The sequence below is a fragment of the Bacillus sp. FSL K6-1005 genome, from assembly GCF_038000225.1.
In the GTDB taxonomy this organism is placed as follows: domain Bacteria; phylum Bacillota; class Bacilli; order Bacillales; family Bacillaceae; genus Bacillus; species Bacillus mojavensis.
The window spans coordinates 2,635,549-2,648,711 of sequence record NZ_JBBOBP010000001.1; the positions used below are offsets into that span (position 1 = coordinate 2,635,549).

At 46.4% G+C, this 13,163-nt stretch carries 13 protein-coding genes and 1 pseudogene; 6 read left to right on the plus strand and 8 right to left on the minus strand.

Translation table 11 applies throughout. The features are described from left to right. Positions 1 to 74: 74 nt before the first annotated feature. On the plus strand, positions 75 to 2,024 hold the full coding sequence (ltaS, locus tag NST16_RS13915) for a lipoteichoic acid synthase (protein WP_340887195.1): 1,950 nt from the start codon (positions 75 to 77) through the stop codon (positions 2,022 to 2,024). Between the two features lie 34 nt (positions 2,025 to 2,058). Here ltaS and nagE read toward each other — a convergent pair whose 3' ends face one another. After that, positions 2,059 to 3,417, minus strand: a complete 1,359-nt coding sequence (gene nagE / locus NST16_RS13920; protein WP_229148918.1) for an N-acetylglucosamine-specific PTS transporter subunit IIBC — start codon at positions 3,415 to 3,417, stop codon at positions 2,059 to 2,061. Between the two features lie 170 nt (positions 3,418 to 3,587). Here nagE and map point away from each other — a divergent pair, with 170 nt between their 5' ends. The 4 genes from map to NST16_RS13940 all read left to right on the plus strand — a co-directional run bounded on the left by map (position 3,588) and on the right by NST16_RS13940 (position 5,282). Then, positions 3,588 to 4,337, plus strand: coding sequence for a type I methionyl aminopeptidase (gene map, locus NST16_RS13925; protein WP_268450860.1), 750 nt, complete (start codon positions 3,588 to 3,590; stop codon positions 4,335 to 4,337). A gap of 72 nt (positions 4,338 to 4,409) precedes the next feature. Continuing rightward, positions 4,410 to 4,724, plus strand: coding sequence for a DUF3243 domain-containing protein (locus tag NST16_RS13930; protein ID WP_010333378.1), 315 nt, complete (start codon positions 4,410 to 4,412; stop codon positions 4,722 to 4,724). 105 nt (positions 4,725 to 4,829) lie between these two features. Then, positions 4,830 to 4,985: a hypothetical protein gene (locus tag NST16_RS13935; RefSeq protein ID WP_185848173.1), complete on the plus strand. Its 156-nt coding sequence runs from the start codon at positions 4,830 to 4,832 to the stop codon at positions 4,983 to 4,985. Positions 4,986 to 5,144: 159 nt separating this feature from the next. Further along, a complete protein-coding gene (locus tag NST16_RS13940) occupies positions 5,145 to 5,282 on the plus strand; it encodes a YflJ family protein (protein ID WP_010333376.1) in 138 nt (45 codons plus the stop codon). Positions 5,283 to 5,319: 37 nt separating this feature from the next. On the opposite strand, the gene NST16_RS13945 is transcribed toward NST16_RS13940, so the two are convergent. Next, positions 5,320 to 5,985, minus strand: coding sequence for an MOSC domain-containing protein (locus tag NST16_RS13945; protein ID WP_340887196.1), 666 nt, complete (start codon positions 5,983 to 5,985; stop codon positions 5,320 to 5,322). 66 nt (positions 5,986 to 6,051) lie between these two features. On the opposite strand from NST16_RS13945, the gene NST16_RS13950 reads away from it, so the two are divergent. Then, positions 6,052 to 6,327, plus strand: a complete 276-nt coding sequence (locus tag NST16_RS13950; RefSeq protein WP_010333374.1) for an acylphosphatase — start codon at positions 6,052 to 6,054, stop codon at positions 6,325 to 6,327. Here the strand turns inward: NST16_RS13950 and nosA are convergent. From nosA to NST16_RS13980, 6 genes and pseudogenes are all read right to left on the minus strand, one after another. Continuing rightward, positions 6,318 to 7,409 carry a nitric oxide synthase gene (nosA, locus tag NST16_RS13955; protein ID WP_340887197.1) on the minus strand — a complete coding sequence of 364 codons (1,092 nt, stop codon included), beginning with the start codon at positions 7,407 to 7,409 and terminating at the stop codon, positions 6,318 to 6,320. The genes NST16_RS13950 and nosA overlap by 10 nt on opposite strands. Positions 7,410 to 7,529: 120 nt before the next feature. After that, positions 7,530 to 8,324, minus strand: coding sequence for an MBL fold metallo-hydrolase (locus NST16_RS13960; RefSeq protein WP_340887198.1), 795 nt, complete (start codon positions 8,322 to 8,324; stop codon positions 7,530 to 7,532). Positions 8,325 to 8,379: 55 nt separating this feature from the next. Further along, on the minus strand, positions 8,380 to 9,681 hold the full coding sequence (gene citM / locus NST16_RS13965) for a citrate transporter CitM (protein WP_340887199.1): 1,302 nt from the start codon (positions 9,679 to 9,681) through the stop codon (positions 8,380 to 8,382). Between the two features lie 197 nt (positions 9,682 to 9,878). Beyond that, complete coding sequence (locus NST16_RS13970) at positions 9,879 to 10,838, minus strand: tripartite tricarboxylate transporter substrate binding protein (RefSeq protein ID WP_339180211.1); 960 nt, start codon at positions 10,836 to 10,838, stop codon at positions 9,879 to 9,881. Between the two features lie 2 nt (positions 10,839 to 10,840). Continuing rightward, positions 10,841 to 11,521, minus strand: coding sequence for a response regulator (locus NST16_RS13975; protein WP_340887200.1), 681 nt, complete (start codon positions 11,519 to 11,521; stop codon positions 10,841 to 10,843). Continuing rightward, positions 11,493 to 13,125: pseudogene (locus NST16_RS13980) on the minus strand (ATP-binding protein). Before NST16_RS13980 ends, NST16_RS13975 begins: the two are co-directional and overlap by 29 nt. Positions 13,126 to 13,163 lie beyond the last annotated feature (38 nt).

Below are 13,163 nucleotides of genomic sequence, written 5' to 3' on the forward strand. Positions count from 1 at the left end.
TTCGTGTTATATTGGATACGTTCGTTTTTTCTATCGTTTCGCTCGAACTGTGATCGGAAAAAAGGAGTGTAACAATGAAAACATTTATAAAAGAAAGAGGACTGGCCTTCTTCTTAATTGCGGTCGTCCTGTTATGGGTAAAGACGTATGTCGGTTATGTCCTGAACTTTAACTTAGGAATAGACAACACGATCCAGAAAATATTGCTTTTTGTGAATCCGCTCAGCTCAAGCTTATTCTTTCTTGGATTTGGACTTTTGTTCAAGAAAAAATTACAGCAGACAGCCATCATAGTGATTCATTTTTTAATGTCTTTTTTACTGTACGCAAACATTGTGTATTATCGATTCTTCAATGATTTTATTACGATTCCGGTCATTATGCAGGCTAAAACAAACGGCGGCCAACTCGGTGACAGCGCATTTTCGCTGATGAGACCGACTGACGCCTTTTACTTTATTGATACGATCATTCTGATTATCTTAGCGATTAAAGTGAACAAGCCTGCCGAGGCGTCGTCTAACAAAAAATCATTCCGAATCGTTCTTGCGTCTTCGATTCTCGTTTTCTTAATCAACCTGGCAGTTGCGGAATCAGACCGTCCTGAATTGCTGACTAGATCATTTGACCGAAACTACCTTGTCAAATATTTAGGAACATACAATTTCACGATTTATGATGCTGTGCAGAATGTCAAATCCAACAGCCAGCGCGCACTCGCCGATTCAAGCGACGTGACGGAAGTTGAGAACTACATGAAAGCCAATTACGATGTGCCGAACAATGTGTATTTCGGCAAAGCGGAAGGAAAAAACGTCATTTACGTTTCACTTGAATCTTTGCAGTCCTTCATCATCGACTATAAGATTGACGGCAAAGAAGTTACACCGTTCTTAAATAAACTGGCACACGATAACGAAACGTTCTACTTTGATAACTTTTTCCACCAAACAGGACAAGGTAAAACATCGGATGCGGAATTTATGATGGAAAACTCTCTGTATCCGCTGGCTCAAGGTTCCGTTTTCGTTAACAAAGCGCAAAACACGCTTCAATCCGTTCCGGCGATTTTGAAGTCTAAAGATTACACATCTGCTACGTTCCACGGGAATACGCAGACGTTCTGGAACCGAAACGAAATGTACAAAGCGGAAGGCATCGATAAGTTCTTCGACTCTGCCTACTATGACATGAACGAAGAAAACACGAAAAACTACGGCATGAAAGACAAACCGTTCTTCAAAGAATCAATGCCGCTGTTAGAAAGCTTGCCGCAGCCGTTCTATACGAAGTTCATTACCCTGTCGAACCACTTCCCATTCGGAATGGATGAGGGGGATACGGACTTCCCGGCTGGAGACTTTGGTGACTCTGTCGTCAACAACTACTTCCAGTCAGCCCATTACCTTGATCAGTCCATTGAACAATTTTTCAATGACCTGAAAAAAGACGGGTTATATGATAAATCGGTTATCGTGATGTACGGAGACCACTACGGCATCTCTGAAAACCACAATAACGCGATGGCCAAAGTGCTTGGCAAAGATGAAATTACCGATTATGACAACGTCCAGCTTCAGCGGGTGCCGCTCTTTATCCACGCAGCCGGCGTGAAGGGCGAAAAAGTTCATAAATATGCCGGAGACGTCGATGTGGCTCCAACCCTTCTGCATTTGCTCGGAGTGGATACAAAAGACTATCTGATGTCCGGTTCTGATATTTTATCTAAAGAACACCGTGAAGTGATTCCGTTCCGTAACGGAGACTTTATATCACCGAAGTACACGAAAATATCCGGCAAGTACTATGACACAAAAACCGGTAAACAGCTTGATGAATCTGAGATCGACAAGTCAGAAGACTCACTCGTCAAGAAGGAACTCGAAATGTCCGATAAAATCATAAACGGAGACCTGCTGCGTTTCTACAACCCGAAAGGTTTTACAAAGGTGAACCCTTCCGATTATGATTACACAAAACACGGCGAAGATTCAGAGACGTCAACAGAAGACGAAGATAAATAAGAAAAAAGCAGAGAGGCCAGCCTCTCTGCTTTTTCTATTTCACCGCAGCACGTAATTCCTCTGCCGCAAACTCGACATTCGGGCCAATAATGACTTGTACTGATTGCCCGCCCGATTTGACGACTCCTTTTGCGCCTGCTTTCTTTAATAACGCTTCATCCACTAAAGAAGTATCTTTCACTGTCAGTCTCAGCCTTGTCGCACAGTGATCAATCGTCTGCAGGTTTTCTTTTCCGCCAAGCCCCTTCAGCATGATGTTTTCATTGACAGACTGTGCTGTGTTCTCATCCAGCACCTCATCCAAGTCATCATCTTCCCGTCCCGGCGTTTTCAAATTCAACGTCTTAATTAAAACGTAAAACACGACAAAGTATACAGCCGCATAGCATATACCTACCAGAAGCAGAAGCAGCGGCTTTTCTGCAATTCCGTAGCTCAAAAGATAATCGATGGCACCGGCTGAAAAAGAAAATCCAGAGCGTATGCCGAGCAAATTAACGATGAATAACGACAGTCCGGTTAAAACTGCATGCACAGCGTATAACAGCGGAGATAAAAACATAAATGCAAACTCAATCGGCTCCGTAATTCCTGTAATAAAGGCAGTCAAAGCAAAACCAATCATCATTCCGGCCGTTGCTTTTCGCTTTGACGGCTTGGCAGTCACAATCATTGCCAGACATGCGGCCGGAAGACCGAACATCATAATCGGGAAGAAGCCCGTCATGTATGTGCCCGCTGTCGGGTCTTTAGCGAAAAAGCGCGCCAAATCGCCTGTCACTCCGTTATATTCGCCGAATTGGAACCAGAAAATATTATTCAGCACGTGGTGAAGACCAAGCGGAATTAACAGCCTGTTGAATAAACCGAATATGCCCGCGCCGATCCCGCCAAGCCCAAGCATCCACTCCCCAAACGCGTTAATTCCCGATTGAATTGGCGGCCATATCGCACCGAATATCCCTGCTAAAATGATTGTGAAAATAGCGGTGACAATCGGCACAAGCCGTCTACCGCTAAAGAATCCGAGATATTCCGGCAGTTTTGTATCCTTGAAGCGGTTATAGGTGTAACCCGCTATTAAACCGGCAATAATTCCCCCAAATACCGCCATGTTGTTTGCTTCATTAATTGATTTTGTTGCCGCGTCGAGCATCAGATACGAAATCGCCCCTGATAAACCCGCAGCCCCATTGCTGTCCTTTGAAATGCCGATGGCAATCCCAATCGCAAAAATAAGCGGCAGGTGATCAAAAACAGCAGTTCCCGCTTGATAAACAAACGGGATATCGAATAAATCCTCCCTGCCAAGTGCAAGGATAATCCCGACTGCAGGCAAAACCGCAATCGGGAGCATAAATGACTTTCCAAGCTTTTGTAAAAATGAAAGCATACCCATCCCCCTCTTACCCTTTTTTAAAAATATACCATACAAGATATCTAGTGATCTATACCAATTTTCCCGGCCTATTTCTTTTTTCTCAGGTTCGCGTGTTTCCTATTCTAGAGCCAATTGTGGTAAGCTTAAACTAGATTATTTAAAAAAGAAAGCGGGAATGACAGATGATTGTAACAAACGATCAAGAATTAGAAGGCCTGAAAAAAATCGGCAGAATCGTAGCGCTGGCGCGTGAAGAAATGAAACAAAAAGCAGAGCCCGGCATGAGTACAAAAGACCTTGACCTTATCGGAAAAGCAGTGCTTGACGAGCATGGCGCTGTTTCGGCTCCGGAAAAAGAATACGACTTTCCCGGTGTTACATGCATCAGTGTAAATGATGAGGTGGCGCACGGTATTCCAAGCACATCCACTATTTTAAAAGCCGGAGATCTTGTGAATATTGATATCTCTGCTGAATTCGGTGGGTTCTACTCCGATACAGGCATCTCATTTGTGCTCGGTGAAGGAGAAGAACGCCTTCATAAGCTATGCCAATGCGCGGAGGATGCTTTCCAAAAAGGCCTGCAGCAGGCAAAAGCCGGCAAGCGCCAAAATCAGATCGGGAGAGCCGTTTATCATGAAGCACGTTCTCAAGGATTTACCGTCATTAAAACCTTGACCGGCCACGGAATCGGCAGAAGCCTTCACGAAGCGCCGAACCACATCATGAACTATTATGATCCATTTGATAACGCACTCTTCAAAAACGGCACAGTGATTGCACTTGAACCATTCATTTCAACAAAAGCGGAAACCATCGTCGAAGCTGGAGACGGCTGGACTTTTAAGACGCCGGATAAAAGCATGGTCGCCCAAGTTGAGCACACCATCGTCATCACCAAAGACGAGCCGATAATCCTGACAAAGCTGTAAAAACACATTTCGTATGTTTAACCTCCTCCTTTTACAGGTAAATCATCACTATTCACAGGAGGAGGCACTGTAATGAACAGAGATCAAGAAAAAATTCAAATTGAAAACGAAATGAATGCAATGCACGGAACGATAAAAGAAGAAATTTTAAAAGACTTTGAAGAATTTAAAGACTACCTGAAAAAACAAGTTAACCGGGGCAAGAAATTAGGATTAGATGACGGCAAGCTTGTCAAAAGCGCTGCGATCCTGGGAGACTACCTCGCGAAACATGAAGAGCCGCAAAACGGCGAAGAAATGCTGCTTCAGGAACTTTGGAGCGTTGCGGATGATGATGAGAAAAATCATTTGGCACAGCTATTAGTCAAATTGGTTGAGAAACAATAAAACACCTAAGCCGGGCGTATGCCCGGCTTCTTTATATTGTCACAGCCCGGCCCATCCAGATATGCTACACTAGGATTAATGTCTGTGAAAGGAGCCTTTGTCCGCATGTGGTTTATTATTTTTGGAATCGTCTTTTTCATTGAAGGCATCATCATGACCGTTTTCGGCATGAAGAAAAAAAACGGGATGCTTACATATATCGGTATTGTGTTCAGCATCATGACACTTGGCATTGTCGTGCTGAAACTCACCGGGCATTAAAATCATATTCAGCGTTTACTCCGCATATACATACAGGAAGAACGTTCGCATCACTAGTGCGAAAGACTCAGTTTCCCCCGCATCTCTTTTCAGCATCTTTTGATAGATGTTACAATGCCAATCGTTTGGTCAATCAGATAGGGAAAGGAGTTTTCTGACATGCATTACGGCAGTAAAGGCTGGTATGTAGCAGAATTAAAAAAGCAGGGCATCACGAAATATGAAGGAAGAAAGCTTCAAAGCTATAAAACCTATTTTCTTGCCAACCTGCTTGAAACAAAGAAAAAACAATCCTGACATGGTGAAGCCGCGCACGTTTAGATGCGCGGCTTTTTTATTGAATCGAAAGCAGCCTGTCCCGTTTTTTGATAAAGGAAGATCTCCAGCTTTCAGACAATGCTTCTTCACTTAACATCCGTTCAATGGCAGTGAGATTTTTTGTGTCATGGTATTTGATATGGTTTGCGAATTGGACGGATATGCCTTTTTCGCCTCTGGTCAGCAGTTCGAGCTTTGCATCCGGAGCGACCCTGCCCTCTTCCAGCACGCGAAAATAAAATCCTGTATATCCGGTTTGCTGAACTTTCAGCACCATATCCTTCACACCAAACTTTTTGGCCAGTTTTATACACGGCTGACGTGGCTGGCTGACCTGAACAACGGCATCATCCAGCTGAAAGACATCCCCTACGCAAACGTCCTCCTCAGTCAGGCCTTGCACCGTGAGATTTTCACCAAACGCGGCGTCCGGGAGCGATCTTGAGAGAAACTCCATCCAAAACGGATAGTGCTCCGCGGGATAGACACAGACAGCCTTATCAGGGCCGCCATGATTGACGAGGTCTGCCTGTCCGTCTCCTTCAAAATTCTCCCGATACAGCATAACCGCGGAAGCAGCCGGCCGCTTCATGATGCCGGTCTCTATTTTCTTTCCATCGTATTCAAGCGTCTGCGGCTTTCCCAGGTTAAGAGAAAGAATGGAATAATGCGCTGATGTCATACGAACACATCCCCTTTACAGTATATAAAATGATTGATTATCATAAAAAGAAAAGGTGGTTTTTACATGCTTCAATATCGAATCGTTGCAGACGGCCGGGTTCAAGGAGTCGGTTTCCGCTACTTTGTTCAAGCGGAAGCCGATAAGCATAAACTCACCGGCTGGGTCAAAAACCGTGATGACGGGCGTGTCGAGATTTTGGCCGAAGGGCCGGAAAACGCCTTGCAATCATTTCTTGAGGCCGTGAAGAAAGGCAGCCCCTTTTCAAAAGTTACCGGCATCTCTGTCACTGAATCCAGCAGCCTTGAAGGCCATCATCGGTTTTCAATAGTCTATTCGTAAGGCTTATCCTGATAAAAGTAATTCGGCTTGACGATTGAATTGTCATAGGACCTGTGAAAAATATGTGTGGAAGCTGGTGAAATCGGCGGAATCAGCCAGGTCCAGTCACCCGTCAGCTTTCTGCCCGCTTCTTCCTCCTGCTCTTCAAACCGTTTAAACTGGCTTGCAGCCGTGTGATGATCGACGATGCTGACGCCGTGCTTTTTATATGAATGCAAAACAGCTTTATTCAATTCAACAAGCGCCTGATCCTTCCATAAATCCGCATTGTAATCAGTGGCAATACCGATAACGGATGCCACTTTTTTGAGCTTATCATACCGCTTTTCATCAGCCAGGTTTCTCGCACCGATCTCCGTTCCCATATACCAGCCGTTAAATGGTGCGGCATTATAATGAACGCCGCCGATCTCAAGCCTCATATCCGCAATAATCGGCACGCCATACCATTGCAGCTTCAGGTCAGAAAACGCTTCGAATTCCGGGTGGATCAGCGGAACTTCTATCACCAGTGACCGGGGCAGCTCATACCAGACCGGCTGTTGGTCACCCTTCATGCGGAAAATAAGCGGCAGCAAATCAAAATCAGTCCGCTCTCCGCGCCAGCCAAGCTGCTCACAGGCTGCGGTAAGAGAACGGGAAGCAGGATCGCCGATTCTTTCTCCGTCGGAATCGTATCCCGCATACCGGATCAGCTGATGGTTCCAGATCTCTATCTGCTTTTCGCCCTTCTCTTCCGGAGGGAAAATCGTAATCGTCGGCCTGATTTTCCCGTTATTTGTTGCGGTTTCAATGTGATGCAATAAAGCGTCCCGTACTTCTTCTTTTGTCCGGACGTCACGTCTGTCAATGACATTCAGCGAATTCCAGAATAGTCTCCCGATGCAGCGGTTGCTGTTTCTCCAAGCCATTTTCGCCCCGTGCGCCAGCTCTTCCTTTGTATGTACATAGCTTCCAGTCCGGTCAATCTCACTTTTAATGTCATCGAGACGGTCTTGCACTTCATCCTCCTTTCCGAGTTCCTGATAGCAATTGGCAATAAACGCTTTCGCTTCATTCCATAGTATTTCTTTATCTTCCAACAAACTCTCCTCCAAATCGCATTCATGCTTCTCATTGTATCGTTTTTGAGCGGGAAGACAAATGATTTTTCTGCATCTTCTTGGAAAAACAAATAAAAAAAACACCCGCGTTTGCGAGTGTCAAAGGGATGATAAATGATTGGCCAATTCCATTAAATCACTGCGAAAGTTTCTGCCTGTCATTGGGATGCCGTGCCCGGTCAGCAGCACTTCCGGTTCTAGTTCGGCAAGTCTTTGAATGGACTCGGCGGCCGTCTCTGTGTCAGGTGTGAAATAAGCCGGCGGGCCGTGAAGCTCCTGTTTTTGAATGAAGACGTCCGCCATTTTTTCCTGTTCAGCTGTAATCACCGCATCACCTGCGACAAGCACATGGCCGTCCTCGCGGAATAACGAAATATGGCCGGGTGTATGGCCAGGTGTGGCGATCCAGATCCACTCGTCCAGAAACGGAACAGTGCCGTCTTCAGGCAGTGCTTGAACATGAGCGGAAATATCGATCGAGTGGCGCGGAAACAGCGGCGACAGCTTGGCGACCAGCCCGCTTTTGCTGTCTGGCCGCGCCGGCGGATAATCCTCTTTTCCGGTTACAAAAGGCATCTCCCGCGAATGAATATAAACAGGAACATCCCAATGCTCAAGGATTTCTTCAATGGCCCCGATATGATCAAAGTGCCCGTGTGTCAGAATAATGGCTTTCAAGTGATAGTCATCGCCGAATCTTTGTTTTGCTTCGTGTAGAATCATGCCGGCTGATTGAGGCATGCCGGCATCTATTAAAATAAATGAATGAGGTTCAGAAGGATACTGAATAAAATAGACATTCGCAATTTGCACGGTCAGACCATGTACACCCTTTGCGGCTTCGAACCCAGTCCCGCTTCTGACTGAAGTCAGCGGCATATAAGGATCACTCATGTAGACACCTCCGGTACGTTGTATGCCGTTAGTGTATGTCATTCCGCCCGAATTATCATGCAGAAATCGAAATGGCACCGATCAATAAAGCGGTAACCGTCATGACAATCACGGCGAGAACCGCCCATTTCAAAGCGAATTTTTGATGATCGTCAATGGAGACTCCGACAAGCCCGACAAGCAAATGTGTTGATGGCACAAGCGGGCTCAGCATATGAATCGGCTGGCCGATAATCGAAGCCCTGGCAATTTCCACTTTATCCACGCCGTATGCGACAGCCGTTTCTGATAAAATCGGCAGCACTCCGTAAAAATACGCGTCATTTGGCATGAGATATGTGAAAATGCCGCTAGTTAAGGCTACAATCGCCGGGATAAACCCACCCATTTGTTCGGGAATCATCGACACAAGCGAAATCGCCATTTCGTCAACCATTTTGGTGCCTGTTAAAATTCCCGTAAAAACGCCTGCTGCAAAGATCATGGAGCCAATGGCCAGCACGTTGCTTGAATGTGCTGAAATACGCTGTCTCTGATGATCGAGGTTCGGATAATTCACAATAAGTGCAATACAGAATGCGATGACAAACAGCACCGTTAAACTGACTTTGCCTGATACTAAAAACCCTATCAATGAAAGCGTTAACAACAAATTGAACCACCAAAGCTTCGGCCGCTTCCACTCATCTTCAACCGCAGCGGCTGGTTCGTTGACATCGGCCGGCTGTTTCAGCTCAATCACACCGAGCCGTTTGCGCTCCGCTTTACCCAGAACATACGAAACTGCGACCATACAAAGCATTCCGCTTGCGATCACAGGGATCATCGGCCCGGTCAGCTCAGCCGGATCAACCCCGAGCGCGCTCGCCGCCCGCGGCGTCGCGCCTCCCCATGGAATCGTATTCATAATTCCCATGCCGACTCCGGCGATTCCTGCCAATATAATCGGCCGGATGCCGAGCAGCAGATAGAGCGGAAGCATCGCACTTGTTGTAATCATATAGGTTGTTGAACCGTCTCCATCCAAAGCAACGAGCATCGTAAGAACCGCTGTCCCGACAACGATTTTTAACGGATCGCCTTTGACCATATTTAATATTTTTGCAACCATCGGATCAAAAAGCCCCGTGTCAATCATAATTCCAAAATATAAAATCGCAAACATAATCATAACAGCGGTCGGCGCCACCTGCTGAATCCCCGAGATCATCATATCGCCAACTTCAGTGAACCCGAAACCAGCTATCAGCGCAAACACAATCGGCGTCAAAACCAATGCTGTCAGGACAGAAAGCCGTTTTGTCATGATCAGTATCATAAACACAAGCATCATAAGAAATCCTAAGATTGCTAACACATTCATTCCCCCTTTAAATGAATCCGCTTACATTTTATCCCCTATTCCCCTTTTACCTTTTTGTCATCGTATGAGAAAAACGTTCTCAAGTAAATAATTTGGTTTTTATGTATTTTTAATTTTTTAAAACCGTTTTGTTCTTTTTGGTCATTTCTCCAACACAAAAAGCATTCCGCATACGGCAGAATGCTTTTTGCTTAATTGCCTGTCATGATGGTTTGATAAAACGCTGATTGTTCTTCAAGAAACCGTGTCGTTTCCTTGCTGTTTAAATAAAAGCTTTCCCAGTCCTGCTCATTTATCTTCTTTTTCCATTCGGGCGAGGATGTCACCTTTTTTAATGCTTGGTCCCAGTAAGAGATCTCTTCCTCAGACATGTTTTTCGGTCCCAGCACCCCTCTCCAGTGAGAGAAGACAAACGGAATGCCCTGTTCTTTCCACGTCGGCACTTTTGGAAAACCGGGCAGCCTTTTCTCTGACGTGACGGCGGCTAATGTAATCTCGCCGTTTCGCTCGTACGGCTTGGCTTCTGAAACGGTCATGGAAGCTGCTTCAATCTCATGCCTGATAAGCGCCTGAATCAATTCTTCACTGCTGTCAAACTGTAAAAACTCAATGTCAAAGGGATCAATCCCGTACATATCAGCGGCTCTGACGAATGAGAGCTGATCGTCATTGCCAAGCCCCGGAGAAAAACCGATTTTGACTTTGCCTGGATGCATCTTGATTTCCTTCAGCACATCCTTCCCGCTTTTCATAGACGATCCTTTCGGAAGAGCGACAGTCTGCCATTCCTTAGCGAGAATCGCCAGAGGCGTAAAATCATCTGTTTTTAATTTACTTTGTCCGAGCAGGTAATTGCTCAGGATTAAACTGGACATCATACTGATGGTCTGCTTACCGCTTTGGTTGACATATTTCCAGCCTTTGTCGCCTCCGCTCCCGGGTTTATACACAAGATGAATACTGCCTTTCATCAGCTGTTTTTGCCTGAGCACGGATTGGATGGCCTGCGCCGTTACATCCCAGCCCCCGGAAGGCTCGGCAGGCACAACGATCTCAACCGGCCCGTCCGGCAGTCGGGGAGCGGCCGCCTGCCGGATATCACCTTGTGTGAAGACTAAAAGACAAATGAATATGATCACAAGTTTTTTCATGACTATTCAGCCGCCAAATAATATTTTCTCTCCGGTCTGCCGATAATCCCGTACTCCAGCTCGGCTCGCGCTTCTTCCTTAGACACAAGATACTCGGCATAACGGCGGGCTGTTGTTCGTGACGCGCCGATTGTTTCTCCGAGTTCTTCCGCTGTCATCCCTCCGGCCGCAGTACGCAGCGCCTCTTTGATTTTTTTCAGTGTGATCGGATTGATGCCTGTTGGCAAATTCTCCGCAGTGACAGCTTCCTTAGGGGCGCCCCCGAAAATATGGTCAATCATGGATTGGCTGACCTCCGGCTGAGACAGCAGCACCTGCCTTTTTTCTTTATACTGGAGCAGCACCTGCTTGAACTTATCAGCCGTTACGGGCTTAATCAAATAGTTTGCGATTCCCGCCCGCAGCGCTTCCTGTAAATGGCAGGTTTCCGTTGCGGCTGTAATGATCATAATATCAACGTCCGGAAACCGTCTCCGTATCTCTGGAATCAATGCTGTTCCGAGCTCGTCCGGCATATAAATATCCAATAACAGCAAATCCGTTTTGTGTGTCTTCAAAAGCAACATTGTCTCTTTGGCATTGCCCGCTTTGCCGATAATGCTGAATCCATCTAGCTGCTGAATCAATCTCTCATGGATTTGCGCAACCCGAAAATCATCCTCCGCAATCACGATGTGAATCAAATGGATTCCCCCTTTGTCTGTTTCTCCTTCGGTATAAAAACAGTAAATACCGCTCCCCCGCTTTTTTGATTTGTCAGTTCGATCCAGCCTCCCAGCTCACGCACTGACTCTTTTACGTTGGCGAGCCCGTAGCCTCTCTTCATCCCCTTTGAAGAGTAGCCTCTTTCAAACACCGCTTCCATCTTATCGGGCGGCACTCCCGCCCCTGTATCAGATACTTCGATAACAACATCCCGTCCGATATCTGTAATAAAACATGAGACCTCCTGTACGCTTTGATCCGCTACAGCTTCGAAAGCGTTATCAATTAAGTTGCCGATAATCGTAATGAGATGAGACAAGCCGACATGAGGAGGAAGAGGTCCTAGTGTGCTGTTGTCATCGATCGACAGCTTCACCTTTTTTTCCGATGCTTTGCTCATCTTTCCTAACAAAATCGCCTGCACCTGCTGCGAATGAATGTTTTGGAATAAAATATCATGCTGTTCATTTTGGATGGCGTATTCCTCTTTAATCAGTTCAATCGCTTCCTCGTATTCGCCAAGCTCAAGCAGCCCTAAAATCGCGTAGAGCTTATTGGAAAATTCATGAGTCTGGGCGCGCAGGTCCTCTGAGTATTTCCGCACCTCTGTCAGCGTGTCAATCAGCTTTTTCAGTTCTGTTTTTTCTCTGAAGCTGATAACGATTCCGTACCTCTGTCCGCCTTGTGTCATGACTTTTGTATTGATAATAAAGACTTGGTCGTTGACACATACCTCCTGATTCGATTGCATTTCTTCCTGCTCAAGCACAGACATCAGTTCTGCTCCCGGCATTACGTCATCAATAGGCACGTTCATCACAGGCTCGGAAAGCTTAAGCATCTCAGCCGCTGATACGTTCATCATCGTCACAATGCCTTCACGGTTGGTGGCGATGATCCCTTCCTTAATCGCCCGCAGCATCGCATTCCGCTCCCGATAAAGAGATGCAATTTCGTGCGGCTCAAGGCCAAGCGTATCCTTTCTGATGCTTTTGGCAAGCGCGGCGGCACCGGCAAATCCAAGCAGCAGCACGAGTACAGCCATGAAGCTTAAGTCTCGCAGATGTCTCTTAATGCCTTGCTCTGTCTTCGTTTGCAGAAAATCAACGGACACGCTGCCGATCACTTGGCTGCGCCCCTTTTGTTCCTCGATAATCGGTGCGCTGCCTCGAATCACCCTTTGTCCATCCGCTTTTGTCTCTGAGACGTGAGAGCCTCCAAACAGGATTTCTCTGCTTCTCGTCAGATGCTTATTTTCGCTATTGTCCGAGGCGGTTCGGACCATTCCTTTTTCATCAAGCACATAAATGGCATAAGCGCCGGTCTGTTCTTTCATTTGTTCAATGACCTCCTGCGCCTCGGCAGCTTGCCCGTCTTTCGTCACGATGAGTCCCTTTGCCGGCGGCATATAGGAAATCGTTCTCGCCGTCTGCACCGCCAGCTGCTCTGCCTGTTTTCGCCCTTCTTTTGTTTGCTGAACGGCAAACGTGACCGTCAGCACGCCAATCACAAAGATCAGCAGCGCCGCAATCAACCCCATTATTTTCGTTTGCAGAGAAAAATGGAAACGCTTTTTCACCACAGCACCAGCCGTCCTTTCTACCTAGATCATACCATTTT

Coding starts and splice junctions, on each gene's coding strand:
- NST16_RS13930 (WP_010333378.1), top strand. CDS start 4,410: ATGAACAGAGATCAAGAAAAAATTCAAATTGAAAACGAAATGAATGCA.
- map (WP_268450860.1), top strand. CDS start 3,588: ATGATTGTAACAAACGATCAAGAATTAGAAGGCCTGAAAAAAATCGGC.
- ltaS (WP_340887195.1), top strand. CDS start 75: ATGAAAACATTTATAAAAGAAAGAGGACTGGCCTTCTTCTTAATTGCG.
- NST16_RS13945 (WP_340887196.1), bottom strand. CDS start 5,985: ATGACATCAGCGCATTATTCCATTCTTTCTCTTAACCTGGGAAAGCCG.
- NST16_RS13950 (WP_010333374.1), top strand. CDS start 6,052: ATGCTTCAATATCGAATCGTTGCAGACGGCCGGGTTCAAGGAGTCGGT.
- NST16_RS13970 (WP_339180211.1), bottom strand. CDS start 10,838: ATGAAAAAACTTGTGATCATATTCATTTGTCTTTTAGTCTTCACACAA.
- NST16_RS13935 (WP_185848173.1), top strand. CDS start 4,830: ATGTGGTTTATTATTTTTGGAATCGTCTTTTTCATTGAAGGCATCATC.
- nagE (WP_229148918.1), bottom strand. CDS start 3,417: ATGCTTTCATTTTTACAAAAGCTTGGAAAGTCATTTATGCTCCCGATT.
- NST16_RS13940 (WP_010333376.1), top strand. CDS start 5,145: ATGCATTACGGCAGTAAAGGCTGGTATGTAGCAGAATTAAAAAAGCAG.
- NST16_RS13960 (WP_340887198.1), bottom strand. CDS start 8,324: ATGAGTGATCCTTATATGCCGCTGACTTCAGTCAGAAGCGGGACTGGG.